This window comes from Nonomuraea sp. SYSU D8015, assembly GCF_008065375.1.
Classification (GTDB): Bacteria; Actinomycetota; Actinomycetes; order Streptosporangiales; family Streptosporangiaceae; genus Nonomuraea.
On sequence record NZ_VJYI01000030.1, the window covers coordinates 68072 to 94456 of the forward strand.

General features: G+C 71.3%; 23 protein-coding genes. 10 read left to right on the forward strand and 13 right to left on the reverse strand.

What is annotated here, in order from left to right; all coding sequences use genetic code 11:
• Nucleotides 1-5 precede the first annotated feature (5 nt).
• The 5 genes from ID574_RS52270 to ID574_RS52290 all read right to left on the reverse strand — a co-directional run bounded on the left by ID574_RS52270 (nt 6) and on the right by ID574_RS52290 (nt 9691).
• On the reverse strand, nt 6-3344 hold the full coding sequence (locus tag ID574_RS52270) for a S8 family serine peptidase (RefSeq protein WP_223167988.1): 3339 nt from the start codon (nt 3342-3344) through the stop codon (nt 6-8).
• Nucleotides 3345-3577: 233 nt separating this feature from the next.
• Entirely contained in the window at nt 3578-5026 is a 1449-nt protein-coding gene (locus tag ID574_RS52275) for a DHA2 family efflux MFS transporter permease subunit (protein WP_188196563.1), read from the reverse strand.
• Complete coding sequence (locus tag ID574_RS52280) at nt 5023-6255, reverse strand: MFS transporter (protein WP_188196564.1); 1233 nt, start codon at nt 6253-6255, stop codon at nt 5023-5025. The genes ID574_RS52275 and ID574_RS52280 overlap by 4 nt, the downstream gene beginning before the upstream one ends.
• Nucleotides 6252-7979 carry an ABC transporter ATP-binding protein gene (locus ID574_RS52285; protein WP_188196565.1) on the reverse strand — a complete coding sequence of 576 codons (1728 nt, stop codon included), beginning with the start codon at nt 7977-7979 and terminating at the stop codon, nt 6252-6254. The genes ID574_RS52280 and ID574_RS52285 overlap by 4 nt, the downstream gene beginning before the upstream one ends.
• On the reverse strand, nt 7976-9691 hold the full coding sequence (locus ID574_RS52290) for an ABC transporter ATP-binding protein (RefSeq protein ID WP_188196566.1): 1716 nt from the start codon (nt 9689-9691) through the stop codon (nt 7976-7978). Before ID574_RS52290 ends, ID574_RS52285 begins: the two co-directional genes overlap by 4 nt.
• A gap of 120 nt (nt 9692-9811) precedes the next feature.
• Here ID574_RS52290 and ID574_RS52295 point away from each other — a divergent pair, with 120 nt between their 5' ends.
• The 3 genes from ID574_RS52295 (at nt 9812) to ID574_RS52305 (ending at nt 11991) form a co-directional block, all read left to right on the forward strand.
• Entirely contained in the window at nt 9812-10357 is a 546-nt protein-coding gene (locus ID574_RS52295; RefSeq protein WP_188196567.1) for a TetR/AcrR family transcriptional regulator, read from the forward strand.
• A 117-nt stretch (nt 10358-10474) separates the two neighbouring features.
• The gene (locus tag ID574_RS52300) at nt 10475-11152 is read left to right on the forward strand and encodes a DUF4386 domain-containing protein (protein ID WP_188196568.1); all 678 of its coding nucleotides are present in this window, start codon (nt 10475-10477) and stop codon (nt 11150-11152) included.
• Between the two features lie 38 nt (nt 11153-11190).
• Complete coding sequence (locus tag ID574_RS52305) at nt 11191-11991, forward strand: alpha/beta fold hydrolase (protein WP_188196569.1); 801 nt, start codon at nt 11191-11193, stop codon at nt 11989-11991.
• Nucleotide 11992: 1 nt separating this feature from the next.
• On the opposite strand, the gene ID574_RS52310 is transcribed toward ID574_RS52305, so the two are convergent.
• The gene (locus tag ID574_RS52310; protein WP_188196570.1) at nt 11993-12577 is read right to left on the reverse strand and encodes a TetR/AcrR family transcriptional regulator; all 585 of its coding nucleotides are present in this window, start codon (nt 12575-12577) and stop codon (nt 11993-11995) included.
• Nucleotides 12578-12677: 100 nt separating this feature from the next.
• Here ID574_RS52310 and ID574_RS52315 point away from each other — a divergent pair, with 100 nt between their 5' ends.
• Together ID574_RS52315 and ID574_RS52320 are read left to right on the forward strand one after the other, a co-directional pair.
• A complete protein-coding gene (locus tag ID574_RS52315; protein WP_188196571.1) occupies nt 12678-13319 on the forward strand; it encodes a hypothetical protein in 642 nt (213 codons plus the stop codon).
• 197 nt (nt 13320-13516) lie between these two features.
• Nucleotides 13517-14275: an SAM-dependent methyltransferase gene (locus ID574_RS52320; protein ID WP_188196572.1), complete on the forward strand. Its 759-nt coding sequence runs from the start codon at nt 13517-13519 to the stop codon at nt 14273-14275.
• 24 nt (nt 14276-14299) lie between these two features.
• Here the strand turns inward: ID574_RS52320 and ID574_RS52325 are convergent, their stop codons facing one another.
• From ID574_RS52325 to ID574_RS52335, 3 genes are all read right to left on the reverse strand, one after another.
• On the reverse strand, nt 14300-15115 hold the full coding sequence (locus tag ID574_RS52325) for an SAM-dependent methyltransferase (protein ID WP_188196573.1): 816 nt from the start codon (nt 15113-15115) through the stop codon (nt 14300-14302).
• Nucleotides 15116-15295: 180 nt separating this feature from the next.
• Complete coding sequence (locus ID574_RS52330) at nt 15296-15913, reverse strand: TetR/AcrR family transcriptional regulator (protein ID WP_188196574.1); 618 nt, start codon at nt 15911-15913, stop codon at nt 15296-15298.
• A 9-nt stretch (nt 15914-15922) separates the two neighbouring features.
• Nucleotides 15923-17182, reverse strand: coding sequence for a cytochrome P450 (locus tag ID574_RS52335; protein ID WP_188196575.1), 1260 nt, complete (start codon nt 17180-17182; stop codon nt 15923-15925).
• Between the two features lie 469 nt (nt 17183-17651).
• On the opposite strand from ID574_RS52335, the gene ID574_RS52340 reads away from it, so the two are divergent.
• Nucleotides 17652-18578 (forward strand): aminoglycoside phosphotransferase family protein, encoded by a 927-nt coding sequence (locus ID574_RS52340; protein WP_188196576.1) that lies wholly within the window; start codon nt 17652-17654, stop codon nt 18576-18578.
• Nucleotides 18579-18863: 285 nt separating this feature from the next.
• Complete coding sequence (locus tag ID574_RS52345) at nt 18864-19397, forward strand: cysteine hydrolase family protein (protein WP_223167996.1); 534 nt, start codon at nt 18864-18866, stop codon at nt 19395-19397.
• Between the two features lie 27 nt (nt 19398-19424).
• Here ID574_RS52345 and ID574_RS52350 read toward each other — a convergent pair whose 3' ends face one another.
• Nucleotides 19425-20135 (reverse strand): GbsR/MarR family transcriptional regulator, encoded by a 711-nt coding sequence (locus tag ID574_RS52350; RefSeq protein WP_188196578.1) that lies wholly within the window; start codon nt 20133-20135, stop codon nt 19425-19427.
• A 238-nt stretch (nt 20136-20373) separates the two neighbouring features.
• Here ID574_RS52350 and ID574_RS52355 point away from each other — a divergent pair, with 238 nt between their 5' ends.
• The 3 genes from ID574_RS52355 (at nt 20374) to ID574_RS52365 (ending at nt 23837) form a co-directional block, all read left to right on the forward strand.
• Entirely contained in the window at nt 20374-21198 is an 825-nt protein-coding gene (locus tag ID574_RS52355) for an oxidoreductase (RefSeq protein ID WP_188196579.1), read from the forward strand.
• A 117-nt stretch (nt 21199-21315) separates the two neighbouring features.
• Nucleotides 21316-22209 carry an ABC transporter ATP-binding protein gene (locus ID574_RS52360; protein WP_188196580.1) on the forward strand — a complete coding sequence of 298 codons (894 nt, stop codon included), beginning with the start codon at nt 21316-21318 and terminating at the stop codon, nt 22207-22209.
• Nucleotides 22206-23837, forward strand: a complete 1632-nt coding sequence (locus ID574_RS52365) for an ABC transporter permease (protein ID WP_188196581.1) — start codon at nt 22206-22208, stop codon at nt 23835-23837. The genes ID574_RS52360 and ID574_RS52365 overlap by 4 nt, the downstream gene beginning before the upstream one ends.
• A gap of 2 nt (nt 23838-23839) precedes the next feature.
• Here the strand turns inward: ID574_RS52365 and ID574_RS52370 are convergent, their stop codons facing one another.
• From ID574_RS52370 to ID574_RS52380, 3 genes are all read right to left on the reverse strand, one after another.
• A complete protein-coding gene (locus ID574_RS52370; protein ID WP_223167989.1) occupies nt 23840-24628 on the reverse strand; it encodes a sulfite exporter TauE/SafE family protein in 789 nt (262 codons plus the stop codon).
• A 100-nt stretch (nt 24629-24728) separates the two neighbouring features.
• Nucleotides 24729-25595: a sugar phosphate isomerase/epimerase family protein gene (locus tag ID574_RS52375; RefSeq protein ID WP_188196582.1), complete on the reverse strand. Its 867-nt coding sequence runs from the start codon at nt 25593-25595 to the stop codon at nt 24729-24731.
• Nucleotides 25592-26383: an ATP-binding cassette domain-containing protein gene (locus tag ID574_RS52380; protein WP_188196583.1), complete on the reverse strand. Its 792-nt coding sequence runs from the start codon at nt 26381-26383 to the stop codon at nt 25592-25594. Before ID574_RS52380 ends, ID574_RS52375 begins: the two co-directional genes overlap by 4 nt.
• Nucleotides 26384-26385: the final 2 nt, after the last annotated feature.

Genomic DNA, 26385 nt, shown 5'->3' on the forward strand with positions numbered 1-26385 from the left:
CGTGCTCACTGGACGGTTATCCTGTCCACTTCGACGGTGATGCCCTTCACCTGCGGTGTCGAGGTGGCGGTCGTCACCCTCCCGGCGCCCGGGCTGACGCCCTTGACCTTCATCGAGTAGGTCAGGCTCCCCCCGGGAGCGCCGGGAGTGCTCTTCACGACGAGGTCCTGGGTGGGCGGCCCGGAGATCTGGTCGCCCGCTGTGCCCTCGTCGTTCTCGGCGCCCACGGTCAGCCCCGCACTCGCGGGAGGCGATCCGGGCAGGTTGTCCGGGTCGTAGGCGTAGCTGATGTCCTCGACGCCGTTGACCCCGATCCACTGCTGGAACACCTTGGTGTCGGTGGTGCCGAAGATGTTCAGCCGCCACTCGACCACGATCCAGTCGTTGACTCCGTCGGTCAGCACGGTGGCGTAGACGCCGGGGGCGCCGGTGCCGTCGAGGTCGGTCCAGTAGGAGGCGAGCACTCCGTTGGGCCGCGCCGGGTCCGGCAGCGACTGCGGCTGGAACGCGATGTCGTCGCCCCCGCTGGTGCCGCCCGCCACGCTGTAGCCGTTGGAGGTCACGCCCAGCCTGGTGTAGGTCTTCCCGGCGAACGTGTACGCCGGCACGGTGAAGTTGACCGCCTGCTCGTCGCCCACCGCCACCGGCGTGACCCCGAACGCGTCCAGCGGCAGGTATCCGGCGGGCCCCGCGCCGGGCGCGATCGTCGGCCGGTCGGGCTGCCTGGCGGCCAGCGTCGTCTTCGTCGTGGCGATCTGGGTGCCGACCTTGGTGGCGCCCGTCACGCTGTTCAGCCGCAGCCGGGCGTCGAGCGTGCTGAGCGCGGTGACCTCGGCACTCTGCAGGCTGTTGTTCTGCACGGTGACCGTGCAGGTCGACTCGCCGGTGTTCCTCGGGATGGTGGCCGGCGCGCAGGTCTGCTCGACCGGCACGATGCCCTCCTGGCGGAAGAACGCCACCGGCAGGCGCAGCGCCCGCGAGCCGCCCGCCTGCTTGAGCTCCACCTGCCCGAAGTACTGCCCGTCGGGCAGTTCGGGCGCGGTGACCACCACACTCAGCTTCGCGGTCTTGCCGGGCGCGACGGAGAAGCGCGGCGGCAGCACGGTGATGGCGGCGCCGTCGACCGTCTTGCCGGAGGCGGTGAAGGTGAGCGTCCGGTTTGTCACGTTCTTGACCGTACGCTTGGCGGTGACGACGCCCGGCATGGTCGGGGCGTTCACCGACGGCAGGTTGAGGTCGATGCGGTTGAGCGGGTCGGCGGCCGAGGCGACGAAGTTCGCGGCGGTCTCGTCCAGCGTCAGGCCGGGGTCGCCGGCCTTGGTCAGGTCGATGCGCCCGCCGCCCATGTCGAACGGGTCCGCGGGAGTGGTGCCGTCCTGCTTGAACACCGAGGTCTTGCCGGTGGTCTCCAGCGCCGACTTCACCTGTCCCGGCGTCCAGTCCGGGTGCAGCGCGAACACCAGCGCGGCCGCGCCCGCCACGTGCGGCGCCGACATCGAGGTGCCCGAGATGACCTGGTAGTAGTTGCCGGGCGGCCCCTCCAGCGGCGATTCGGGCGTCGGGGTCATGCCCGCCAGGATGTGGTTGCCGGGCGCGGTGACGTCCGGCTTGAGGAAGTCCCCGCCGGGGCCGCGCGAGGAGAAGAACGTCATCCGGTCGCCCTGCCACGCGGCCTTCTCGCCCTGCGTGTACGACGCGGCGGCGTCCGGGTGCGCCGACAGGAAGCTCAGCAGCGTGTCCGACTCGGCCTTCATGAGGTGCACCGACGGGATCCAGTGGGCGTCGGTGAAGACGTCGAACGGGAAGCTGTTGTACAGGATCATCCCGGCCGCGCCGCCCTGCATGACGTTGTAGCTCTTCAGCACCCGGTTCGGGCCGCGCTCGCAGGCCACGATCTTCCCGGTGAACAGCCCGGCGGGCGCCGGGGCGTCACACAGCGGCCGCGAGTACGGCGGCGCCGACGCGAGCACCACGGGCAGCGGCGAGGAGATCCCCTTGGTGATCGAGGCGCCCTTGATCGTCGCCGTCGCGCCGCCGCCGGTCAGCGTGATCGTCGACTGGAACGTCCTGGTCTGCGTGGATGCCGCCACCGTGGTCACCCATGGGCTCCGGTGGTCGGTGGTGTTCGCGTCCGGGCCGGAGTTGCCCGCTGACGCCGAGACCAGCACGCCGGCCGCGTACGCGTCCAGGAACGCCAGCTCGACCGGGTCGCTGTACGGGTCGTCGCCACCGGAGATCGAGAAGTTGATGACCCGGACGCCGTCCAGGATGGCCCTGGCCACCGCCGCCGCCGAGTCGGACTGGAAGCAGCCCTCCGCGCCGCAGACCTTGTAGACCGAGACCGCCGCGCCGGGCGCGATGCCCTTGATCGGCCCGCGGCTGATGCCGAGCGGGTTCGCGTCGGCCACCGGGTTGCCGGCCGACGTGCTGGCGGTGTGGGTGCCGTGCCCGTTCGAGTCGCGGGCGCTTTCCGGATAGACATCGCCGCCGATGACCGCGTTGTAGGTCTCCAGGAACGGCTGCCCGCCGACCAGCTTGTTGTTGCAGGTGAACGGGTCGTTGGCGGGAGTCAGCGGGTTGTCGCCGAAGTTGCACGCCCGGGGCGTGCCGTCCTTGGTCGGGCCCGGGTCGGGCAGGCCCGGGCGGCCGGCGAAGGACGGATGCTCGGGCCAGGCGCCGCTGTCCAGCACGCCCACGATCACGCCCTTGCCGGCCGTGTCGCTGCCGCCCAGTTTGTTGTAAATGGTGGGGGCGCCGATGAACTCGGGGCTGGAATCGGTGAGCAGTTGCTGCGGCTTGTCCTCCTGGACGGCGACCGCGCCGGGCAGCTTCAGCACCTCGGCCGCCTTGTCACCGGGAATCCGCAGCGCGATACCGCCGTACACGGTCCGGATCTTCTGGCCGACCACGGCCCCGGGGACCTTCTCGGCCAGCTCGGCCAGGAAGGCGTTCTCGACGTCCTCGATGTGGCCGGTGTACTTCCTGGCCTCGGCGGTCCTGGTGTCGAGGGGCCGGCCGGTGACGGTGGGGCTGGTGCCGGGCAGTCCCGGCAGGCCGCCCTGGTAGGCGGCGAGCGAGTCGTAGTCGAGCTTGACCATGACGTTGACCGGCGCCGATGACCTGTTGCGCAGCACGGCCTGGTCGCTCTTGGCGAGTTTGCCCGTCGGGGACTTGGCGCCGTCGACGATCTCGGCGCCGGTGAGGGGGATGGCCTTCCACTTCGACGGCGGCGGGGACGGGGTCGGGCTGGCGGAGGCCGCCGGGCTCAGGGCCACGACGACGCTCAGGCTCGCGGCGACCGCGGCCAGCCGCCGGGCGTGGGATAAGAGGGCGCTGGATGACACGAAGAACCTCCTCGTCGAGGGGCTGCGTGGACGTCGCCAGGCCGCCCGGGAGGCATCGGTCACCCTGTCCGCAGGCACGCCGGAAAGAGCGCTGACCCTCCCCGGCGGGTGACGAACGTGAACGGCCGTCCGATAGGACGGCTGGGCTCCGGACTGGAGTGTAACCAGCGAGAACGCGGCCGAGAAGCCGCCAATTCAATCTTCATCGACCTTGGTCTCCGAGATGCCGGCGATCAAGGCGTGGGCCTGAGCTGATTCTGCTCCTCGGCGGCCGGGAGGCGCGGACGCCGGCCGCCGGGACGCCGTGCCGTCTGGAGGGCCAGCAGCAGCGCCCCGACCAGGACGGCGGCGCCCGCGGTGACCATCACGTCGCGCATGCCCGTTCCGTACGACGCCAGGAAGGCCGCGCCCTCCGCGCCGGCGAGGTGCTGGGAGAGGATCGTGCCGAGCACGGCTATGCCCAGGGCGCTGCCCGCTTGGCGTGCCGTGTTCACCGTGGCGGAGGCGACGCCGGACCTCTGGCGTGGCACCAGGTGGAGAGCGGCGGCGACGGCCGGGGTGATCGCAAGCCCCTGGCCCACCCCGTTGATCAAGAAGAGGGCCGCCGTCAGGAGGTACGGAGCATCGCCGCCGACGGTGGCCAGTGCCAGCAGGCTCGCTCCGGTGAGGGCGTACCCGATCAGCATGGGCGGGAGCGGGCCGCGGGCGGCCGTCAGGCGTCCGGCCAGGGCGGAGGCCGGCATGATGGCGATGGTCATGGGGGCCAGCAGGAGCCCTGTGACCAGCGCGGTGTGCCCCTGCGCCTGCTGGAGGTAGAGCGACAGCAGGATGAAGGCGCCGTTGGCGCCGAAGCCCAGCAGGACGGAGGCGGCGTTCACCGTCGCGAAGCGGACGTCGGCGAAGAGCCTGACCGGCAGCATCGGCTTGGCCTGCCGCCATTCGACCACTGCGAAGGCGACGCCCGAGAGTGCGGCCGCGCCCAGCAAGGTGATCGTCACCGGCGAGCCCCAGCCGTTCGTGCGGGTCTCGATGATGGCGTAGACAAGGGTCGCCAGGGTGACGATGCCCAGCACCTGACCCGCCGGATCCAGCGAGGCATGCCCGGGGTCGGCGCTCTCGGTGATCGTCCGGCCGCCGAGCAGGATGGCGGCCGCTCCGATGGGCAGGTTGATCAAGAAGATCGCCGGCCAGCCGAAGCCGTCCACCAGGAGGCCGCCGATGATCGGCCCGGTCAGGACGGCGGCGCTGGCGCACATGCCCCAGTAGCCGAGCAGGCGGGCCCGCCGGGCGGGGTCGGGCTCGGCCTGTCCGATGATCGACAGCGCGCCCGGCACGAGGAGGGCGGCGGCCACTCCTTGCGCACCGCGCCCCGCGATCAGGACGGCGAGCGTCGGCGCCGCCGCGCAGATGAGGGATCCGGTCAGGAAGAGCGCCATGCCGATGAGGAACCAGCGTTTCCTGCCGTAGCGGTCTCCCAGCGAGCCGCCGGAGAGCATGCACGCCGCCAGGCAGATGGAGAAGGCGTCCACGACCCATTGGCTGCCGGTGATGGTCGTGCCGAGATCCGCCTGCATGGCGGGAAGGGCCACGGCGACGATGGTGAGGTCGAGCAGGGCGATGAAGGTGGCGGAGAACGCGGCGGTCAGCGCTCCCCGCCGTCGGGCCGAGGCGGTCACGGTCATCCCTTCTGCGTGGCGAGGTTCGGAGGTGCGGCGGGGGAGTGCCGCCTGGCCCAGGCCGCGGCGACGGCGGTCCCGGCGAGCGAGAGGAGCACCGAGACGCCGATGAGCGGTGGGTATCCGGCGATTCCGGCGAGCGTGAGTCCGCCGGCACTGGCCAGCATGCGCAGGACGCCGAGAACGGAGATCTGCACGGTGACGTCGGTGGCGGCGCTCGCGGGACGGGCCAGGTCCATCGCGATCGTGGAGATCCACGTGGCCATCGCCGAGTAGGCGATCGCGACCGCCACGACGACCGTGCCGGCCGGCGCCGGATGCCCGGTTCCGGTGGAGAGCGGCAGCAGGCCCGCCAGCGAGAGCGCGGACCAGCCCCCGATGACGATCACGGGACGGCGCCGGCCCCACCGGGTGATCAGCGTCCCGGTCGCGAGGCCGGCGGCGATCCCGGCGAGCGGGGCCAGCGTGTACTGGACGAGGGCGATGTCCTCCATCCCCCATCCGGCCGCCAGGAGCATCGCCGGCTGCACCGCGGTGGCCAGATACAGGCCGAGGGCCAGGAAGGGGAGGACCAGCAGGATCCATGCCGTCGTCCGGCGTGACCGGAACGGCCCGGCCAGCGCGCGCCAGGAGACGGGCGCACGGTGTGACGGCGGTTCGGTGAAGCGGGCGAGCACGGCCAGAGGGACGCCGAACAGCGCGGCCATCGCGGCCAGTGTCACGGCCCAGCCCGCGGACGCGTACAGCAGCAGGGCGCCGCCCGAGCCGATGAGGATGGACAGACTGGCCGCGCCGACCTGGATCCCGTTCGCGACGCCGCGCTCGGCAGCCGACAGCAGACGGACCGACAGCCCGTTGACGGCGGTGTCGTGGAACGCGGAGACGACCAGCACCGCCGCGGTCACGCTCAGGACGGCGGGCAGATCCGCCACCGGGTCCAGCGTGGCCAGGGCGAGCAGGCAGACGATCAGGGCGAGCTGCGTGCCGATCAGCCAGCTCCGGTAGTGACCCCACCCGGCGACCCCGTAGCGATCCACGACGGGCCCGACGAGGAAACGCCCGAAGTAGATCACGCCGAGCAGGTTGATCAGCGCGACGTCCTGCAGGGACACCCCCTTGCCGAGCAGGATCGTGCCGAGTGCGGCGAAGAAGAAGGAGTAGCCGATGTCGGACACCAGGAACAGCGAGCCGATCACCGTGAGCCGGCGCCGCAGGGGGACGCCTTCGACGATCATGATGCGTCCAGGCGGCCGGCCGTGAGCCGGCGGTAGGCCGCCGAGCCCGCGACCAGCTCGTCGTGGGTGCCACTGGCCACGACGACGCCCCCGTCGAGCAGGACGACGCGGTCGGCACGCCGGAGGGTCGAGATCCGATGGGCGATGATGAGCGTGGTACGGGTTCCGCGGGCGGCCGACAGGCCGTCGTGCAGCGCGCGCTCGGCCTCGGTGTCGAGGCCGGAGACCGCCTCGTCCAGGACGAGGACGGGGGCGCCCGTCAGGAGGGCCCGGGCGATGGCGATGCGCTGACGCTGCCCGCCGGACAGGGACGCTCCCCGCTCGCCGCAGAGCGTCCGGTAGCCGTCCGGCAGCGCGGTGATGAAGTCATGGGCGCCGGCGAGGCGGGCGGCCTGCTCGACCTCGGCGTCCGTGGCGCCCGGGCGGCCCAGTCTGATGTTGCCCGCAATCGTGTCGTGGAAGAGGTAGACGTCCTGGGGGACGACGCTGACGGTCCTGCGCAGCTCGCCCGTGGACAGGCGGCGCACATCGACGCCGCCGATGGTGACGGCTCCCGCGGAGACGTCCCAGAAGCGGAGCAGCATATTGGCGAGGGTCGTCTTGCCCGCGCCCGAGGGGCCGGCCAGCGCCACGGTCTCACCGGCGCGGATCTGGAACGAGACGCCGCGGAGCACCTCCTGATCACTCCCCGGGTAGCCGAAGCGGACGTGGCCGAACGCCACGCCCGGGAGCGCGTCCCGTACCGGCTCGGGCTCATCCGGCTCCCGCACGTGGGGCGGGTAGCCGATGACGGCCAGGACCCGGCCCGCGGCGGCGCGGACGTCGCCGAGCGTTCGGGCGGTGGCGGAGACGGTCGCGATGGGCGCAGGCGCGGACACGCCGAGGACGATCAGGACGGGGATCCAGCGCGGCTCCACAGCCCCCGCGACCGCCCGGAGGGCGAGCGCGAGCAGTCCCAGCCCCAGCAGCAGCTCGGTGGCGACCAGCTCGAGGCCGGCGCGCCGGGCGTACGCACGGTGGTGCGCGCGCAGCTCCTCGGTACGGGCGAGGACCCGCGCGACGACGTCGTGTCCGCGGCGCGCGAGCGCCAGCTCCCGCAGCCCCTGGATGACCTCGACGGTCTCACCGGCGACGGCTCCGGCCGCGGCGCGCACGGCACGCCCCTGCTCGCCCGCGCGCCGCGACAGCGCGGCCGGCACCACGGCGATGAGCAGCATCACGGCCGCGATCACGGCCGCGGCGGCCACGTCGACCGACGCGACCACGGCGACCGAGGCCAGCGAGACCGCGACGGCGCCCACGTAGTCGCCGGCCGTGTGGGCGAAGAACGTCTCGGTGGCCGACACGTCGTTCTTGGCGATGTCGGCCAGCTCCCCGGTCCTGCGGCCGAGCAGCCTGCCGGGGGTGGCCCGTTCGAGGCCGTCGAACAGGCGCAGCCGCAGCACCTTGAGCAGCCGGTAGGCCCAGTCATGTCCGATGTGCGTCTGCCACCAGGCGGCGACCCCCGCGACCAGGACCGCGACGGCGATCTGGAGGGTCAGGGACTCTGCCCGGCCGGTGAGCAGCCCGCCGAGCTGGTACGCGGTCAGGGCGGGCACCAGCACCACCATGCCGTAGCTGACCAGCCCGGACGCGATGACCAGGGCGAAGACGAGCGGGCGGGAGGCCATGGTGGGCAGCAGGCGCCACAGAGGCCGGTCGACGGACGTCGGAGGTGTCGTCACAGCGCGGCTCCTGCCTCGACGAGACGGTGGTAGGTGCCGGTACGGCCGAGCAGCCGCTCGTGCGACCCGCGTTCGACGACCCGCCCCTGCTCCAGGACGACGATCTCGTCGGCGTCACGCACGGTGGCCAGGCGATGGGCCACGATCAGGACGGCCCGGTCCCTGCAGAGCCGCTCGACGGCGGCGTGCACGGCTGTCTCGGTCCGTCCGTCGAGCGCCGCGGTGGCCTCGTCGAGGATCAGGACCGGTGCGTCCTGCAGCAGGGCCCGCGCGATCGCCACGCGTTGCCGCTGGCCTCCGGAGAGGCGGGCGCCGCGCTCGGACACCTCGGTGTCGTAACCGTCGGGCATGGCGGCGAGGTCGGCGGCCAGCCCGGCGGCCTCGGCGGCGGACTCGATCTGTTCCCGCGTGGCGTCGGGGCGGGCCAGGGCGATGTTCTCGCGGATGGTGCCGGGGAACAGGTGCGTGTCCTGGCTGACGACGGCGATGGTGCGCCACCACTGCTCCAGCGGCAGCTCGCGCAGGTCCCGCCCGTCGACGGTCACCCGTCCCGCGGTCGGGTCGACCAGCCTGGCCAGCAGTGAGACCACCGTGCTCTTGCCGGAGCCGGACGGCCCGACGAGCGCGACCGTCCGCCCCGGCTCGAGCACGAGCCCGACACCGGAGACGGCGTCCTCGTCGCGGCCCGGGTAGCGGAAGGAGACGTCCTCCAGTGCCACCACGGGCGCCGGGCCGAGGGGAACCGGCCGGCGATCGCCGTCGCGGACCGCCGGCTCTTCGGCGAGGAAGGCGTCCAGCTTGGCCACCGCCGCCCGGGCGGCGAACGTCGCGTGCAGGTACGCGCCGGCCTCCTCGACCGGCACGAACGCGACCAGCACGACGAGCAGCACGGCCAGCGCCGCCTGCCCGGAGATGCGCCCGTCCGCGGCGAGGTATCCGGCACGCACCACCGCCACCGCTCCCGCGCCGGCGCTCGCCCAGCGGCCGGCCAGGATCTGCGTGAACAGGACGGCGAGGGTCCGCATGCTCGCGACGCGCACGGTCTCCGCCTGCTCCGCCAGACGTCGCCGCAGCGTCGGCGCGGCGGCGAAGGACTTGGCCGTGGCCATCCCCTGGACGGCCTCGACGAAGCCCGCGTCCATGGCATGCAGGTCCGTGAACACCCGTTCGTGGCCCTTGCGGCCGATCGCGTTCCAGATCGGCCCCGCGACCTGCATGACCACCAGAGCCATCGCGATCAGGACCCCGCCGAGCGGGTCGACGACCGCCACGGCGGCCGCGGCGAGCAGCGGTCCGATCCAGGACAACAGCCGGGCGGGCCGGGCCCTGGCCATCAGCGTCTCGATCGCCGCGGCGCTCTCCACGAGCGTGGCCGCCACATCGCCGGTCCGCCGCGTCGCCGTGTACGCGGGACCGAGGGTCAGCAGGTGGTCGAGCAGGCGGCGGCGCGCCGTCACCGCGACCCGGTGCCCGATGGACTCCGCGAGCGACTCACTCGCCCACAGCAGGAGCGAGCGGACCACCACCATGGCGGCCGCCACCGCCGCCGCCCACACCGCGGAATCCCAGGGGCTCCCGGCCAGCGGCGCCGCGACCAGGGCGGCGAGCGCCCATGCCTGCACCAGGCGGCTGACCACGACGCCGCTTCCCAGCGCGACGCTGCCCATCAGCGGCACGCGCACGGCCCGTGCGACCTCATCGATCATGCTCATACGTCCCTCCAAACTGACTGACGGTCAGTCAGAACATAGGAGAAATGATTATCGGTCGCAAGAGGGGATCGTCGGCCATCCACTAGGGTCGTCTTCGGCGACAAGTCAGGGGGAGGCGTGGTGGCCCGGACGAAATCCAGCGAGCAGCGGCGCGGTGACCTGCTCGACGCCGCCGAGCGGCTGGTTCTGGCCGACGGCGTCGACACGCTCAAGATCGATGACGTGGTCGTCGGCGCCGGCGTCGCCAAAGGGACCTTCTACCTGCACTTCGCCAGCAAGGACGACCTGATCGCGGCGCTGCGCGACCGCTATGTCGAACGGTTCGTCGCCCACCAGCGCCAGGCCGCCGACGCCAAGGCCGGCCTCGCCCGGGTGGAGGCGTGGCTGCTGGCCGGCATCACCGCCTATCTGTCCGACACCCGGCTGCACGACGTCCTGTTCCGGCACGGATCCCGGACGTCGCACAAGCCCGGCCCCAATCTGGCCGTGGACGCGTTGAAGCGACTCCTGGAGGACGAGACGACCGTCCCCGACCCGGAGGCGACCGCCATCGTGCTTTATCACGCCATGCACGGAAGCGCCGACCACATCCTGCACGTGCCGGAAGACCGCCGGCGCTTGCTGGACGAGGTCGCCCGCCTCTGCCGCGCGCTGATCGGCGGCTGACCGCCACTCCTTCGCTCTCAGGGCCGCCGCATGCCCGGTGATGTAAAAGATTCTAGACATGGGGTCAAGCATTCGTTACATTGCTCATGTCAAAGATTCTGTACATCAGGAGGAATCGTGGTCGTTTCGGAAGCAGCTCATCAGCCTGTTCGCAGGGCCGCCTTAGTCGCCGGGATCGCGTTGCTAGCGCTGGCCGTCCTCGCGGGTCTGGCCAATTTCGGGGTCGTCGAGAACCTTGTCACCGCAGGCGACGCGGAGAAGACGGCGCAGGCCATACGCGACTCCGAGGCCTTGTTCCGCTACGGCGTGGCCGGTCTGCTCCTGGCGGCCGTACTCGACGTGGTCGTGGCGTGGGCGCTCATGGTCGTCTTCAAGCCGGCGCGCGAAGGTGTCGCGACGCTCGCGGCCTGGCTGAGGGCGGTGTACGCGGGCGTGTTCGTCGTCGCCATCGCCCAGCTCGCGGGAGCGCCGTCCCTCGCCGCCCAGGGGTCATCCGCCGAGGCGCTCCTCAAGATCGACACCTTCCATGACATCTGGGACGCCGGTCTCACGCTCTTCGGGCTCCACCTGCTGCTGCTCGGATATCTGGCCTACGCGTCGGACTATGCGCCCAAGCTCCTGGGTGTCCTGCTCGCCATCGCGGGGCTCGGCTATCTCGTGGACCACTTCGGCGCCTTCGCCTTCTCGGGCTACTCGCTGGAAGTCGCGATGTTCACCTTCGTCGGCGAGGTCGCGCTCATGATCTGGCTCCTCGTCAAGGGCAGGGGGATCGCCCTGGGCAAGACCATCGGCTAGGCTCCCTAGGTAAAAGCCTAATATCCCTAGGAGGCGCCATGTTCGAGTTGAAGGTCCCCGGTGCGACGCTGTACTACGAGGTGCGCGAGGGCGACGGTCCCGTGCTGCTGTTCATCCCCGGCGGCGGTGCGGACGGGAGCGCGTTCGACGCGGTGATCGACGCTCTCGGCGGCCGGTTCACCGCGGTCGTCTACGACCCTCGCGGCAAGTCCCGCAGCCGCCTGGACGGCCCGGCGGTCGGCCAGCGGGTGGAGGTGCAGCGCGAGGACGCGCACCGGTTGCTGGACCACGTGGCCCGGCCGGGCGAGCCGGCGTACGTCTTCGGCTCCAGCGCGGGCGCCATCGTCGGCCTCGACCTGGCCACCCGCCACCCCGAGCAGGTCACCCGGGTGATCGCCCACGAGCCGCCGCTGGTCGGGCTGTTGCCCGACCCGGAGCCGCACCACGCGTTCTTCGCCTCCGTCGTGGACGCCTTCCACCGCGAGGGTGTGGTCGCCGCGATCACGGTGATGTCCGGCGGCACCCCGCCCCCGCCCCTGGACGAACTGCCGGGCCCGCTCGCCGCCCGGTTCGAGCGGACCCTCCGGAACATGCCGTTCTTCCTCGAACACGAACTTCGCCAGTTCACCGGCCACATCCCGGGCGTCTCCGCGATCCCCGCCGACAAGGCGGTCCCGGCCGTCGGACGCGAGTCGCGCGGGCAGGCGCTCGCCCGTCCCGCCGAACTGCTGGCCGCGCGGCTGGGGGTGGAGCTCGCCGAGCTGCCCGGCGGGCACACCGGATCGACCACCCATCCGGCGGAGTTCGCGGCCGCGCTGGAGAAGGTGATCGCCCGCTGACTCAGGCGCCGTGGCCGCGCTCCGGCGGCCAGTTCCGCAGGAGGATGTGGAGTGCTTCCACGGCGCGCTCCCAGGAGGCCTGGACGCTGCGCGGATGCCCGAAGCCGCCACCGGACTCCAGCAGGATGAAGCCGTGGAACGTGCTCCGGAGCAGCCGGACCGCGTCGGTCACGTCCGGCTCCGACAGCCCGTAGCCCTGCAACATCGCGTAGACCAGCTCGCCGCCACGTGTACTCCCGGGCGCCTCTGCGGCGAGCGCGGGATCGACCTGGATCTGGGTCGCGGCATACCGTCCGGGATGCTCGTGCGCGTACTGCCGGTAGGCGTCGGCGAAGGCCACCAGGGCATCCTTGCCCGCCCGTCCCGCCACGGCCGTCACGACCCGGTCGGCCTGCTCGCGCGCCGCCAGCAACGCGACGCGGGCCCGCAGCTCGGTGAGGTTCTTGACGTGCGAGTAGAGGCTGGCGTCCTTCACCCCGAAGCTGCGTGCCAGCGCCGACATCGTCACGTTGTCGAAGCCGATCTCGTCAGCCATGTCGGCTGCCGTCTGCACCAGCCGTTCGACGGTGATCCCCGCACGAGCCATGCGACCTGCCCTCACAACCAGACCCTTTGGATAGGTGGCGAGGATATCCAGGCCGCCGTTCGGAACCGCGCAGGGCGGGGGATTTCCGTACGGTGGGAGTATGTTCTTCGAGCCCCCGCCACCACACGAAGAAGCGGCGAGCCCGCCGAAGCCGGGGCTGCCGGCTTGGTCCGCTCCGCCGGCGGAAGAGATGGGCGCGCTGATGGTCAGCGGTCTGGTGCTGGCCCGTGTCCCGAACGTCGTCATCACCGTCCCGACGATCCGGGCGTTCAAGACCGGCTGCCTGATGGACGTGGAGATCGTCATGAGGCGGCTGACCATGTCACCCGATGACTTCCAGGCCCTCTCACTGTCGGTGTACCCGCACATGGTCGCCGGGGTGCGCGCCGGCGGATTACCGGACAACCTGCTGCGGTTCGGCGTGCGCTTCGCCGACGGCACCAAGGCCACCACCGTCGGACAGCGGCTCGACAGGCCACAGATCCCGCAGGATCCGCCGTCGGGTCCTCGGCTTTCCTGGCTGTTCGGCGGCATGTCGATGCGCAGCGGTGACGAGGACGCCGGTGTCACCGTCGTGGGGCTGTGGCTGTGGCCGTTGCCGCCTCCGGAGACCTTCGAACTCGCCGTGGAGTGGCCCGCGGGCGGCGTCGGGTTGAGCATCGTCGAACTCGACGGATCGGCCATCGCGGCCGCCGCCCAGCGCTCCGTTCCGTACTGGCCGGATTCCACGCCGAGCGAATAGGCGTCACCGCCCTCCGCGTCCGCGCGTGATCACCGTGCCGTCTCCATCTCGTCTCGAAGAGGCGCACCGATTCCTTGAGCGGATGGTTCCGAGCGAGAATCTGAGCGGATCGCAGATCTGAGGAACAGGGCGGCGAGCCGGGCCCGGGGCACGATCGACGATGCCTGGACGGCAGCTCTCCCCGGAAGGAGAACTCCATGATCGACACCACCGTGCCGCATTCGGCCCGCATCTGGAACTACTGGCTGGGCGGCAAGGACAACTACGAGGTCGACCGCATCGCCGGGGACGAGTACAAGAAGATCTTTCCCGAGGTCGTCGAGCTGGCCCGCGCCTCCAGGGCGTTCCTCGCCCGCACCATCACGTACCTGGCCCAGGATGCGGGCATCAGGCAATTCCTGGACGTCGGCACGGGCCTGCCCACGGTGGACAACACCCACGAGATCGCCCAGCGGATCGCCCCCGAGTCGCGGATCGTCTACGTCGACAACGACCCGCTGGTGCTCGTCCACGCCCGAGCGCTGCTGGCCGGCACGCCGGAGGGCGCCACCGACTACATCGACGCGGACGTGCGCGACACCGAGACCATCGTGGCGGCCGCCGCGAAGACGCTCGACTTCAGCAAGCCCGTGGCGCTCAACCTCAGCGGCATCATGGGCCACATCGCCGACCTGGACGAGGCGCTGTCGATCGTCGCCCGGCTGATGGGCGCCCTGGCGCCGGGCAGCTACCTCGCGCTCAACGACGGCACCAACGTCCACAGCGCCGCCGGGGCGGAGGCGCAGGAGCAGTACAACCAGAGCGGCGCGATGGCGTACATCCAGCGCACCCCCGAGGAGATCGCCCGTTTCTTCGACGGCCTGGAGCTGGTCGAGCCGGGCGTGGTGACGGTCAACCACTGGCGTGCGAACGGCCGCGAGCTCGACGCCTACGGCGGGGTCGGCCGGAAGGCGTGAGCACCGGAGCCGGGCATGATGGCACTACGGCTTGCGACCCAGGCCGCCGTACTGGAAGACCTCGCGGTCGCGGTAGCTGGTGTCAGCTTCGGGCCGCCACTGCGGTAGCGACACCATGCCCGGCTCCACCAGGTCCAGGCCTTCGAAGAAGGCCTTCAACTGATCCGCGGTGCGCAGCGTGAGGCGGGTGGCGCCGCTGGCGTTCCACTGGGCGGCGGCCTCGTCCATCGAAGGGCTGTTGACGCTGTGCGCGATCGCCAGATAGCTGCCTGACGGCAGCGCGTCCACCAGCGTGCTCACCGAAGCATGCGCCTGGTCGGCGTCGGGGAGGAACTCCAGCACTCCCATCAGCATCAACGCGATCGGGCGGGAGAAGTCCAGTGTGCGCGCCGCTTGGCGCAGGATGGACGCGGGCTCACGCAGGTCGGCGTCGAGGTAGTCGGTGGCCCCCTCCGCGGTGCCGACCAGCAGGGCCCGGGCGTGGATCAGCACGATCGGGTCGTTGTCGACGTACACGATCCGCGCCTTGGGGTTGACCCGCTGAGCCACCTCGTGCGTGTTGTCCGCCGTCGGGATGCCGGTGCCGACGTCCAGGAACTGGTCGACGCCGCACTCGCCGGCCAGGTGGCGAACGACGCGGCCGATGAACTCGCGCTCGGCGCGCGCGTTGACCGGCAGGTCCGGCATGACCTTCACGATCTCGTCCCCGACCGCACGGTCGGGGGCGAAATTGTCCTTGCCGCCCAACCAGTAGTCCCACACCCGGGCGGGGTGCGGGATCGAGGTGTCGATCCGCCCTGTCATCGCCGCCCTGTCGATCTCCAGGGGTTCCTCACGCATCAAGCCTCCGCATCGGCGTCCATGACCTACGGCCAGGACTCAAACCTAGACGATCAGCGGCGGTCAAGGGGGATGATCTTCGTCGAAGGGACATGATGGGGAGATGGACGATTCGTGGAGGCGTATCCCGACGCCGCCGGCATCACCGACGACGATCTCCGCGACCTGATCCACGCCGCCCTAGACGACTGAACGGTTTCCACGCTCCCCGGGTGGTGGTGCGAGCCAGTGGCGGGTGAGGTCGCGGACCGCCTCCAGCCAGCGTTGCGATTGATCGCCGGCGGCGATCGCGTCTGCGGCGCCGTGGATGACGGTGAACAGGATCGTGGCGGCGACATGCGGGTCGACCGGCCGGAACGCGCCCTCGTCCATGCCGCGGCGCAGCGCCTTGGCGATGGCGGCGATGGTGTCCTGCGGCCCTTCGCCCGCGGGCGCGAGCGCGGAGTGGGAGTGGAAGACCGCGGCGTGGAGCCCTCCGGGCCGGGCGATGGCCTCGATGGCCGCTGCGCATTCGGCGTCGAGGGTGGCCCACCAGTCGATCGGCTCGGTGGTTTCGGCCAGTCGGTGGAAGCGGTCCACGTAGTCCCGCAGCACGCGTTCCCGTACCGCGGTGAGCATCTCCTCCCAGGAGGAGAAGTAGACGTAGAACGTGCCTTTGGCGGCGTCGGCCTCGGCGGTGACGGCTTGAACCCAGTTGGTCACGTCCTGCCCGGACTCCAGGAGCCGGATGGCGGCGTCGATCAGTTCACTGCGCCTGGCCTCGGGGGAGAGACGCCGGCGGCTCCTGGAGGTGACCACCGCATCAGGCTAGCCGACCAGCCCTGCGTGGGAGACGAGGAGCTCGCTGACGCCGCGGAGGTTGATGTGCTCCCGGTACGGCGGCGGGTCGGCGACGAGCTCGGGCTCCCGGACGCGCCGGGCGAACGCGGCCAGCGCCAGCCGGCCTTGGAGCCTGGCCAGCGGCGCGCCCAGGCAGAAGTGTGCGCCGAAACCGAAGCCCAGATGCTGCACCTGCGCGCGGGCCGGGTCGAACCGGTCCGGGTCCGGGTTCCCCGCCGGGTCCCGGTGAGCCGCGGCCAGCAGCAGGATGACCAGGTTGCCCGCGGGCGCCTCCGCCTTCCCGACGCGCACGTCCTGGGTGGCGACCCGGACGGTGAGCTGCACGGGCGGGTCGTAGCGCAGGGTCTCCTCGACGACCGCGGACGCCGTGCCCGGGTCGGCGCGCAGGGCGGCAAGGTGGTCGGGGTGCCGCAGCAGGGCGAGCACGCCGTTGGCGATCAGGTTGACCGTCGTCTCGTGCCCGGCCACCAGCAGCAGCACGATCGTGGAGACCAGCTCGTCATGGCTGAGCGCGTTGCCGCCGTCCTCCGCGGCGAGCAGCTCGGAGAGCAGGTCGTCTCGTCGCGGGCTCCTGCGCCGCTGGGCGACGAGGTCGTTGACGTACCGGTGCAACTCGACCTCGCCATGCACCCACTCGGGGGTCTCGCCGTTTCCGTCGTAGTGGTTGGAGAAGCCGTCGAGCCTCCGGGTGAGCTGGGCGGACCACCGGTGGAAGAGCCGCTCGTCGGCCCGTGGGACGCCGAGCATGTGGCAGATGACCGTCACCGGCAGCGGGTAGGCGAGTCCGGAGAGCACGTCGAACGTCCCCTGCTCGGCCGCGCGGTCGAGGTATTCGTCGACCAGGCGCACGACAGAGCCCTCCATCCGGGCGACGGCGCGGGCGGTGAACGCGCTGCTGACCAGGCGCCGCAGCCGGGTGTGGTCCGGAGGGTCAAGGGAGAGGAACCATGGCTGCCGGACGGAGGAGGGGGCGTCCGGGGGATACGGGTCGGCTGATCCGTCGGCGTTGAAGAACCGGTCCCGCTCGGCGCTGAGCCGCGGGTCGCGCAGCAGCGTCTCGCAGTCGCGGTAACCCGTCACCACTAACGAGGACATCTCCTCGAGCCACACTGGGCCGAGGGCGCGGAGCTCGGCGTAGATCGGGTACGGGTCGGGTCTCGAGGCCGGGTCGAGAAGCTTGCCGATCAGGTGGAGACCGGACGTCTCGCTGTCGATTGCCTGAGTCATCTGCACTCCTTGGGGCGACGCTATTGACCTTAGGTCATTAATATTGACCTGAGGTCAATATGTCAACCGTGAGGTGGGGGAGTGGTGCGGCGCTTCTGAAGCCCCTCCATCGGGCGCTCGATCAGCTGTTCGCCCAAGGTGTCCCCATGCCCGGGACGGCGATCTCACGTGGGCGATCGAGCCGGCCCGCTCCCTGCCCGAACCCGAGTTGAGGGAGTGAGGGCTGGCCGGTGTGCCGCGTCATGGACCGCTCAGGGGACCGGGAGCAGGTGCTGCTCCTGATCCGACCCGGCCACGCCGACGCTGGGGACCACTGACCAGCGGGACCGCGGGCGCGCTTTGATCACGCGGACGCGTTGGCGTCCGGCTAGGGTGGGGGCATGCTTTGACGCCTGCCCGGCAGCCGGGCACCTCCGAGATCTCCTTCGTTCGTCGCACTCCGGCTTTCGACCTCGAAGGGGATGTTTCCATGAACACGTCGACATCCATCGACGTACCCCACTCGTTCGCCGTGTCCTATGGCGCCCACGGCCCCGAAGAGCGCGCCTGGATCGCCGACCTGCCCCGGCTGGGCGGTGACCTCCTGGAGCGCTGGGGACTGCGGCCCGACGGCCCGCCCGCGCACGGTATGGCCTCGCTGGTCCTGCCCGTGCTCCGGGCCGACGGCACACCCGCCGTGCTCAAGCTCCAGCAGCTCCGGGAGGAGACCGCCGGCGCCGCCACCGGACTGCGGGCGTGGAAAGGCGAGGGCATCGTCCTCCTGCTGGACCACGACGAGGAAAGCGGCACCCAGCTGCTGGAACGCCTGGACGCGAGCCGGCCCCTGTCCGCGGTGGCCGACGACGACGCGGCCATGCGGATTTTGGCCGGCCTGATGGCCCGCCTGACCGCGGTGCCCGCCCCTGACGGTCTGCGGCGCCTGTCCGATATAGCGGGGGCCATGCTGGAGCAGGTCCCGCGGGCCGTGCCGGCGCTGCGCGTCCCAGAAGAACAGCGGCTCGTGCGCACCTGCGCCTCCGCCGTGGCCGAGCTGATCGGCGAGGCCGGCGACCGCCTGCTGCACTGGGACCTGCACTATGACAACGTCCTGGCCGGAGAACGGGAACCCTGGCTGGCCATCGACCCCGAACCGCTGGCCGGCGACCCGGGGTTCGAGCTGCTGCCGGCGATGGACAACCGGTGGGACGAGGTGGCGGCCACCGGCGACGCCGCGCGCGTGGTGCTGCGCCGCTTCGACCTGCTGACCGAGGCCGTCGGCCTGGACCGGGAGCGCGCGGTCGGCTGGACGCTCGGCCGCGTGCTGCAGAACGCGCTGTGGGACATCGAAGACGGCAAGGCCACACTGGAGCCCGCACAGGTCGCCATCGCCCAGGCGCTGCTGCGCCAGCCGTCCTGATCACGAGGAGAGGCCCGCGGTGCGGGACCGTGCGAACGGCCCCGCACCGCTACGGCCGTGCTCTCAACCCCGTGATGGGGTCGCTCATGTGAGGGTTCCGCTGTTGACGGTGGTCACGCGGGTCCCGTCGGTCTGAGACCACTCGTTGCCGCCGGTCACCCGCGTGCCGTCGGTGCCGTCGGCGGCGTTGGCCGCCGACGGCACCGACGACCACGGCGGCGGGCTACCTTTTCCTCAGGGGGCCGGCGGGTGAAACGAGGATGAATGAGTAATACGGCGCTGCTCATGATTGACGTGATCAATTCCTTTTTCTCGCCGGATGAGCCTCATTACTATCCCCGTTCGGCCGACGTGCTCGATCCCCTCCGCCGGCTCCTGCGGACCGCTCGGGAGCGTCAGCGGCTCATCGTCCACGCGGTGGAGCGCCATCGCCCCGGGCTGGCCGACTTCGAATACAAGAAACTGCCCCGGCACTGTGCGACGGGGTCCTCCGACGCCGAATACGCCGCGGGATTCGGCCCGTCGGGCGCGCACCACGAGGTGGAGATCGGTAAGCGCAGGTACTCCGCGTTCTACGCCACCGACCTGGATCTGCTGCTGCGTGAACAGGACGTCGAGAGGCTCGTGGTGGCGGGGGTCAAAACGAACGTGTGCGTGCGCGCGTCCATTCAGGACGCATTCGCCGCGGGATATGAGGTCGTCCTGCCCCGGCAGGCGACGAATTCCAATTATCCGCACCTCGCCGAGGCGAGCCTCGAGGACGTCAACCGCTACTTCGGGCGGGTCGTGGACCTCGACGACGCACTCGAACTGCTGTGAAACCGCCCCGGACTGCGATGGACACGCTCAACGGGCGGCCTCCCCGGCGCCGGAGAAGGTTTGCCGGTAGTGTTCGGCCGCCGCGGCCATGTCGGAGCTGAGGAGCTGGAAGAACCGGCTCGCGGTCTGGAGCCGGATGCCGGCCGGGGTGTCGGCGCCCAGGACGTCGACACCCTGCCGGATCGTCTCGGCCCACAGCCTCATCGAGCGGGTGCCCACCGACCAGGCGTGGTACCAGACCTCGTCGTCAATGACGTACCGCTCGCGCCGGTTGTCACGCTCGCGTTTGACCAGCCCGATTTCCTCGAGATAGCGGACGCCCTTGGAGATCGAGGCCGGGCTGACCCGCAGCCGCTTGGTGAGGTCGGCGACGGTCATGTCGCCGGTGTCGCTCGTGAACAGGCAGGCCAGCACCCTGGACGCCATCGTCGGCATCCCGCCCAGCCGCGTCGTGAGCGTCTGCTCGAACTGCCGCACCGCCTCGGGGTCGCGCCGCTCGGCGTCCACGGTGGCCGGTGGATCCGGTGGCGGGTTCGGCTGACGCCGGGCGCGCCAGCGGGTCGCCTGCTGCGCCCGGGCCGCGTGGTACCTGTGCGGGCCCCCGTTGCGTGCGATCTCGCGGCCGATGGTCGACCTCGGCCGTCCCAAGCGGCGGGCGATCTCCGCATAGGTGAGCCCTTCCGCCAGCCCTTCGGCGATCTTGCGGCGGTCCTCGTACGTCAGGTGGCCTCCCGGCATGCGCCCTCCCGGCACGTCCTCGTCGCGGATGCCGCGAGTATGCCCCTCGTACGCACGCGATGGCGAGCCGCCGCACGGCGGTTGTTGCATTCGCCGACACGTCGTTTCGCCAATCACCCCCCAGCTGAGCTGGGATGACGAGGTTCACGACTTGGCGAATCCGCAAACGCACCCGTAGCTTCCGCGGGTGTGAACGATGGCCGTTCACATCCGAGGGAATCTCCACGAGAGGCCTGAAATGGCTGCCAAGACATGCCTCGTCACCGGCGCCTCCTCCGGCATCGGCCACGCGACCGCGCTCGAGCTCCTGCGCGGCGGCCACGTCGTCTACGGCGCGGCGCGGCGGGTGCACAGGATGGAGGCGATCAGCGAAGCGGGAGGTCACGCCCTGCCGATGGACGTGACCAAGGAAGAAGACCTCCAGCGAGCCGTCCGCGCGATCCTGGACGCACACGGGCGGATCGACGTCCTGGTGAACAACGCGGGCGCCGTCGTCCACGGCGCGGTCGAGGACACGCCACTGGAGATGGCGCGAGCCGAGTTCGAGGTCAACGTGTTCGCGCCGGCCCGGCTGACCCAGCTCGTCCTGCCGCACATGCGGGCACGGGGCTCGGGCACGATCGTCAACGTGTCCTCGGTCGGCGGCGAGATCGCCCTGCCGCTCGGCGCCTGGTACTACGCCTCCAAGCACGCCCTGGAGGCCTTCTCCGACACCCTGCGCATGGAGGCCGGCCCCTTCGGCGTCGACGTCGTCGTCATCCAGCCCGGCGTCATCAGGACCGACTTCGAGGCCGGGACCGCGCGGCAGCTGCGGGAGATCTCCGGGAACGGCGCCTACCGGCAGATGGCTGAGGCCATGGCACGCGCGGCCGAGACGCAGCTGGGCGGGGACAACCCGGCCTCCGACCCCGGAGAGGTCGCGACCACGATCCGGCAGGCCGTCGAGGCGGCCCGCCCGGAGACCCGCTACGTCGTGGGCTGGCAGGCCGAGGCGCTCCTCAACCTCAACAGGTCACTCTCCGACCGGGAATTCGACGCCGCGGTGACCGTCCCGCTCAAATGATCGGCTCCCTCCCGCGATCGCCGTCCACGTCCTGACTCGCTCCGGCCCCTTCGCCGGCGAGGAGATCGAGGGTCGCCTCCTCGCCCCACTTCATGAGACCCGCCATCGGAGAAACCCATGATTCCTGCCATCGCCGTCTCCGGGCTCGTCAAGGCCTACGGGAAGGTCCGCGCCCTCGACGGGCTCGACCTCACCGTGGGCGCCGGAGAGGTGCACGGCTTCCTCGGCCCGAACGGAGCCGGGAAGAGCACCACGATCCGCATCCTGCTGGGCCTGATCCGGGCCACCTCCGGCAGCGCCAGGCTGTTGGGCGGCGACCCCTGGGCCGACGCCGTCGCGTTGCACCGGCGGCTGGCGTACGTGCCGGGCGAGGTCGAGCTGTGGCCCAACCTCACCGGAGGCGAGGCCATCGACGTGCTCGGCCGCCTGCGCGGCGGGCTCGACCCGACGCGCCGCAAGGAGCTGATCGAGCGGTTCGAGCTCGATCCGGCGAAGAAGGCGCGCACCTATTCCAAGGGCAACCGCCAGAAGGTCGCCCTCGTCTCCGCCTTCGCCGCCGACGTGGAACTCCTGATCCTGGACGAGCCCACGAGCGGCCTGGACCCGCTGATGGAGGCCGTCTTCCAGCAGGTCGTCGCCGAAGACAAGGCCGCCGGCCGCACCGTCCTGCTGTCCAGCCACATCCTCGCCCAGGTCGAGAACCTCGCCGACCGGATCACCATCATCCGGGAGGGGAAGGCCGTGGAGTCGGGCACGCTCGCGCAGATGCGGCACCTGACCCGGACGACGATCGCCGCCGCCACCGCCGCCCCCGTCACCGGCCTCGACCGGCTGCCCGGCATCCACGACGCGACGATCGACGACGGCGGCGTGCGGTTCAGCGTGGACACCGAACACCTCGACGCCGCCGTCAGGCACCTCGCGGGCTTCGGCGTCCGCTCGCTGGTCAGCCACCCGCCGACGCTCGAGGAGCTCATGCTCCGGCACTACGGGATCAAGGAGGCGGCATGACCGCCACGCTCTCCCCGGCGGACATCCGTACCGGATCCAGGGCCGCGGGCAGCGCTTTCACCGGCACCGGCGCCATGGTGCGGCTGGCGCTGCGCCGCGACCGGATCAGGCTCCCTCTCTGGGTGATCGCCATCGCGGTCCTGGTCCCACGCTTCTATTCCGCGGCCTCGACCGTCGTGGCCCCGACGCCGGAGGCCAGGGCCGAAGCCGCGCAGCTGATCCGGGGTTCGTTCATGAGGGTGCTCGCCGGGCCGGTCTTCGGCGACGGAGCCGTCACCTCGCAGCAATACTTCCTGGCCGCGTACTGGGTCGAGTTCCTGCTGGCCGCCGCGCTGATGAACATCCTGCTCATCACCCGGCACACCCGGGCCGAAGAGCAGACCGGCCGGGCCGAGCTCATCCGGGCGGCCGTGGTGGGGCGGCACGCCCAGCTCACCGCGGCGCTGATCGTCTCCTTGATCGGCAACGCCGTGCTCGCGGTCCTCGTGGCCGCCGCGGCGATCGGCATCGGGTTCCCCGCCGCCAGCGCGCTGCTGTTCGGCGCCTCACTCGCCGCCGCCGGGCTGGTGTTCGCCGCGGTCGCCGCGGTCACCGTCCAGCTCACCGAGCATCCCAGGGGCGCCGGCGGGTTCGCGGGCGTGGCCCTCGTCGTGGCATGGCTCCTCCGGGGCGTGGGGGCGATGCAGAGCCTGGAGGGCGGTCCGGTGTTCTGGCTGTCCCCGATCGGCTGGTCGCAGCAGACCCGGGTGCTGGCCGGTGAGCGCTGGTGGCCGCTCGCCCTTTCGGCCCTCCTCGCCGGGCTCCTGTTCGCGGGCGCCTACACGCTGGCGAGCCGCAGGGATCTCGGCGCCGCCGTGGTGGCCCCTCGTCCCGGCAGGGCCGGGGCGCCTGCCTGGCTGCGCTCGCCGTTCACGCTGGCGCTGCGGCTCCAGCAGGCGGCCATCGGCTGGTGGGCGGCCGCCTTCCTCGCCGTCGGCCTCACCCTGGGCGGCATGACCGGTGGCATGGCGACCACCGATCTCCCCATCTTCCCCGGGGCGGACCTCGGGCGGGCCTGGATCAGCCTCATGGTGTTCACCGGCTCCCTCTACACGGGCGTCTTCGCGGTCCTGTCGGTCCTCCGGCTCAGGGCGGAGGAGGTGCGCGGGCGCGTCGGTCCCGTGCTGGCCGGGCCGACCGGCAGGTCGGCGTGGCTCGGGTCGTCCCTGCTGGTCTCCGCGCTCGCCGTGATCGCGCTGCTCACGGTGTACGGCGCCGCGCTCGGCGTCGGCGCCGCCGCGTCCACCGGCGATCGCGGCCTGGTCGGAGAGGTCATCGGGGCGAGCCTGCTCCGTATCCCCGAGGGGCTGGTCCTGCTCGCCGTCCCCGCCGCGTTGCTCGGCCTCGCCCCGCGCGCCGCCGTCGGCGTGGGCTGGGCCGTGCTCGTCTACGGCGGGTTCGTGCAGGTCCTGGGGCCCTACGCGGGCGTGCCGGGATGGCTGCAGAACACGTCGGTGCTGTCCCACCTCCCCTGGCGTCCGCTGGGAGCCTTCGCCCCGGTGGCCACCGTGGTGCTGACCGCACTGGCGGCGGCGCTGGCCATCCTCGGCCTGTACGGCCTGCGCCGCCGCGATCTCGCCTCCGGCTAGCCTCAGACCAGGAGCGCCCCGGCGGCCAGCGCGGTCAGCACCAGGGTGATGTCCTCGAATCTCCGCCGCGGGATCCTGCTCGCCACACGGGCGCCGACCACGGCGCCGGCGAGCAGCGGCGGCACGAGCGCGAGATCGAGCAGCAGCGTGGCGCCGTCGATCAGCTGCAGTCCCGCGCTGAACGGCACCTTGGCCAGATTCACCAGGAAGAAGAACCATGCGCCCGTGCCCAGCAGCCCGAGGACCGGCATGCCCGCCATCAGCAGGTACATCGTCATCACCGGGCCCGCGGCGTTGGCCGTCATCGTCGCGAACCCCGCGATGACGCCCACGGAGAACGGGGCGGCCGTCCCCGCCAGGGCGCGGATCCGGCCCCGCGGCCGTTCCCGCGGTCCCTGCGGTTCCCGCGGTTCCTGCCGGTCCCGCACGCGGGCGCGCCGGCGTGACCACAGCTGCAGCAGCGCCATCGCCAGCAGCGCCGCGCCGATGCCGCCCCGCATGAGCGACTGGTCCGCCACGGCCACGAACCAGGCCCCGAGCGCCAACCCCGGGAGCACGGACGGAAGGAGCCGGAGCAGCATCGACCAGTCGGCATGGTGCCGGTAGAGCCGGACCGCGATGAGGTCGCCCACCAGCAGTAGCGTCAGCACGGCCCCGGTCGACTCGCGAGCGGGGAGGACGACGGCGAAGACCGCGATCGCGAGGCCGGCCACCCCGCCGACGGCGGTCTTCGCGAAGCCGATCAGGGAGGCCGCGACGGCGAGCAGGATCCAGTCGAGAACGGTCAACACGCGCCCTGGCAGGTCCGCAGCGGGCGGATCACCGTGGTCCGGCCTTGTAGCTCATGAGGCAGAACGTACTGCAGGCCCGTCGAGGCGCCGCAGGCGGGTGTCACCAGGAGCCGACGTATGTGCCGATGGTCTCGCGCATGAAGACCGCGGACTCACGCGCGCGCTCCTCCCAGGCGAACGCGCACGAGGTCATGATGTCATCCGCGCCGTCGCCGAACCCGAGCCGGTTCAGGGTGGCGAAGAAGGTCTCCCAGTCCACCTCTCCCTGCCCGATGTCCAGGTGCTGGTGCACCCGGGCCGTGGAGCCCGGCGGGTTGACGATGTAACGCAGCCCTGAGGAGGCGGTGTGGTCGAAGGCGTCGGCCAGGTGCAGGTGGGTCATCAGCGGCCCGGCGTACTCCATGATGCCGACCATGTCGCCGCCCATGTGGAAGGTGTGCGGGGCGCAGTACAGGAACGACACGAGTGGGGAGTTGATCCCGCGCACCATGTCCACGGCGACCTTGCCGTCCTCGACGAAGTCGTCCGGGTGCGGTTCGAGGCGCAGCCGCACGCCCTCGCGCTCGAAGACCGGCAGCAACTCCTCCATGGACTTCCAGAACTTCGCCTCCGACCGGCTCGCCTGCTCGGGGCGGCCGTTGAACTCGCTGTTCATGACGGTGCAGCCGAGGTCGACGGTGATCTGGATGGCGCGCTTCCAGTAGCGGACGGCGGCCTCGCGCTCCTCCTCGTCCGGACCGGACCACCGGTAGAGCGGCAGCACCGAGGAGATCTTCACGCCGGCCCCGTCGAGGGCCCGCTTGAAGGCCCTGACCTTCGCGTCGTCCGCCCGCGGGTGCAGGAAGAACGGCATGAAGTCCTCGCGCGGTGACAACTCGATGTACTCGTAACCGAGCTCGGCGACGACGCCCGGCAGCTCCAGCAGCGGGATGGACCGCAGCATGTACGGGTCGAGGGCGATCTTCACGCCGACGCCTCCAATTCCGCGAGCTCCGCCTCGAGGTCCGCCATGGCCTCGCCGCCCGCCATCAGGTCCGTGATCTGCTCGCGGGTCCGCTCGCCCTTGCGGAAGTCGTCGGCCTTGCGGCCGTGGATCAGCACGGCGAAGTGATCGCCGACCATCATGGCGTGCAGGACGTTGTGGGTGACGAAGATGACCGCGACGCCCTTGGCCCGCGCCTGCATGATGATCCGCAGGACGTGCGAGGCCTCCTTGACGCCGAGCGCGGCGGTCGGCTCGTCGAGGATGAGCACGTTGGCGCCGAAGTAGACGGCGCGGGCGATGGCCAGGGCCTGCCGCTCGCCGCCGGACAGGCTGCCGACCAGCCGCTTGCCGTCGGTCACCCGGGTGATGCCGAGCGACTGCATCTCCCGTACCGCGATCTCACCGGCCAGGCGCTTGTCGAAGCGCTTGAACGGACCCCAGCCCTTGGTCGGCTCGACCCCGACGAAGAAGGACCGGCCGACGCTCATCAGCGGGAAGGTGCCGCCGAACTGGTGAACGGTGGCGATTCCGTACGCGGACGCGTCCCGCGGGCTCCTGAAGACGACGGGCCGCCCCTTCACCTCGATGGTGCCGCCCGTGGGGGCGTGGAAACCGGAAAGGATCTTGATCAGCGTGGACTTGCCGGCGCCGTTGTCGCCTAGCAGGCACAGCACCTTTCCCGGATGCACCTCCAGGGAGATGTCCTGCAGCGCGTTCGTGCCGACGAACGACTTGCTCACGTCGTTGAGACGAAGGATCGGCTCGGTCATGA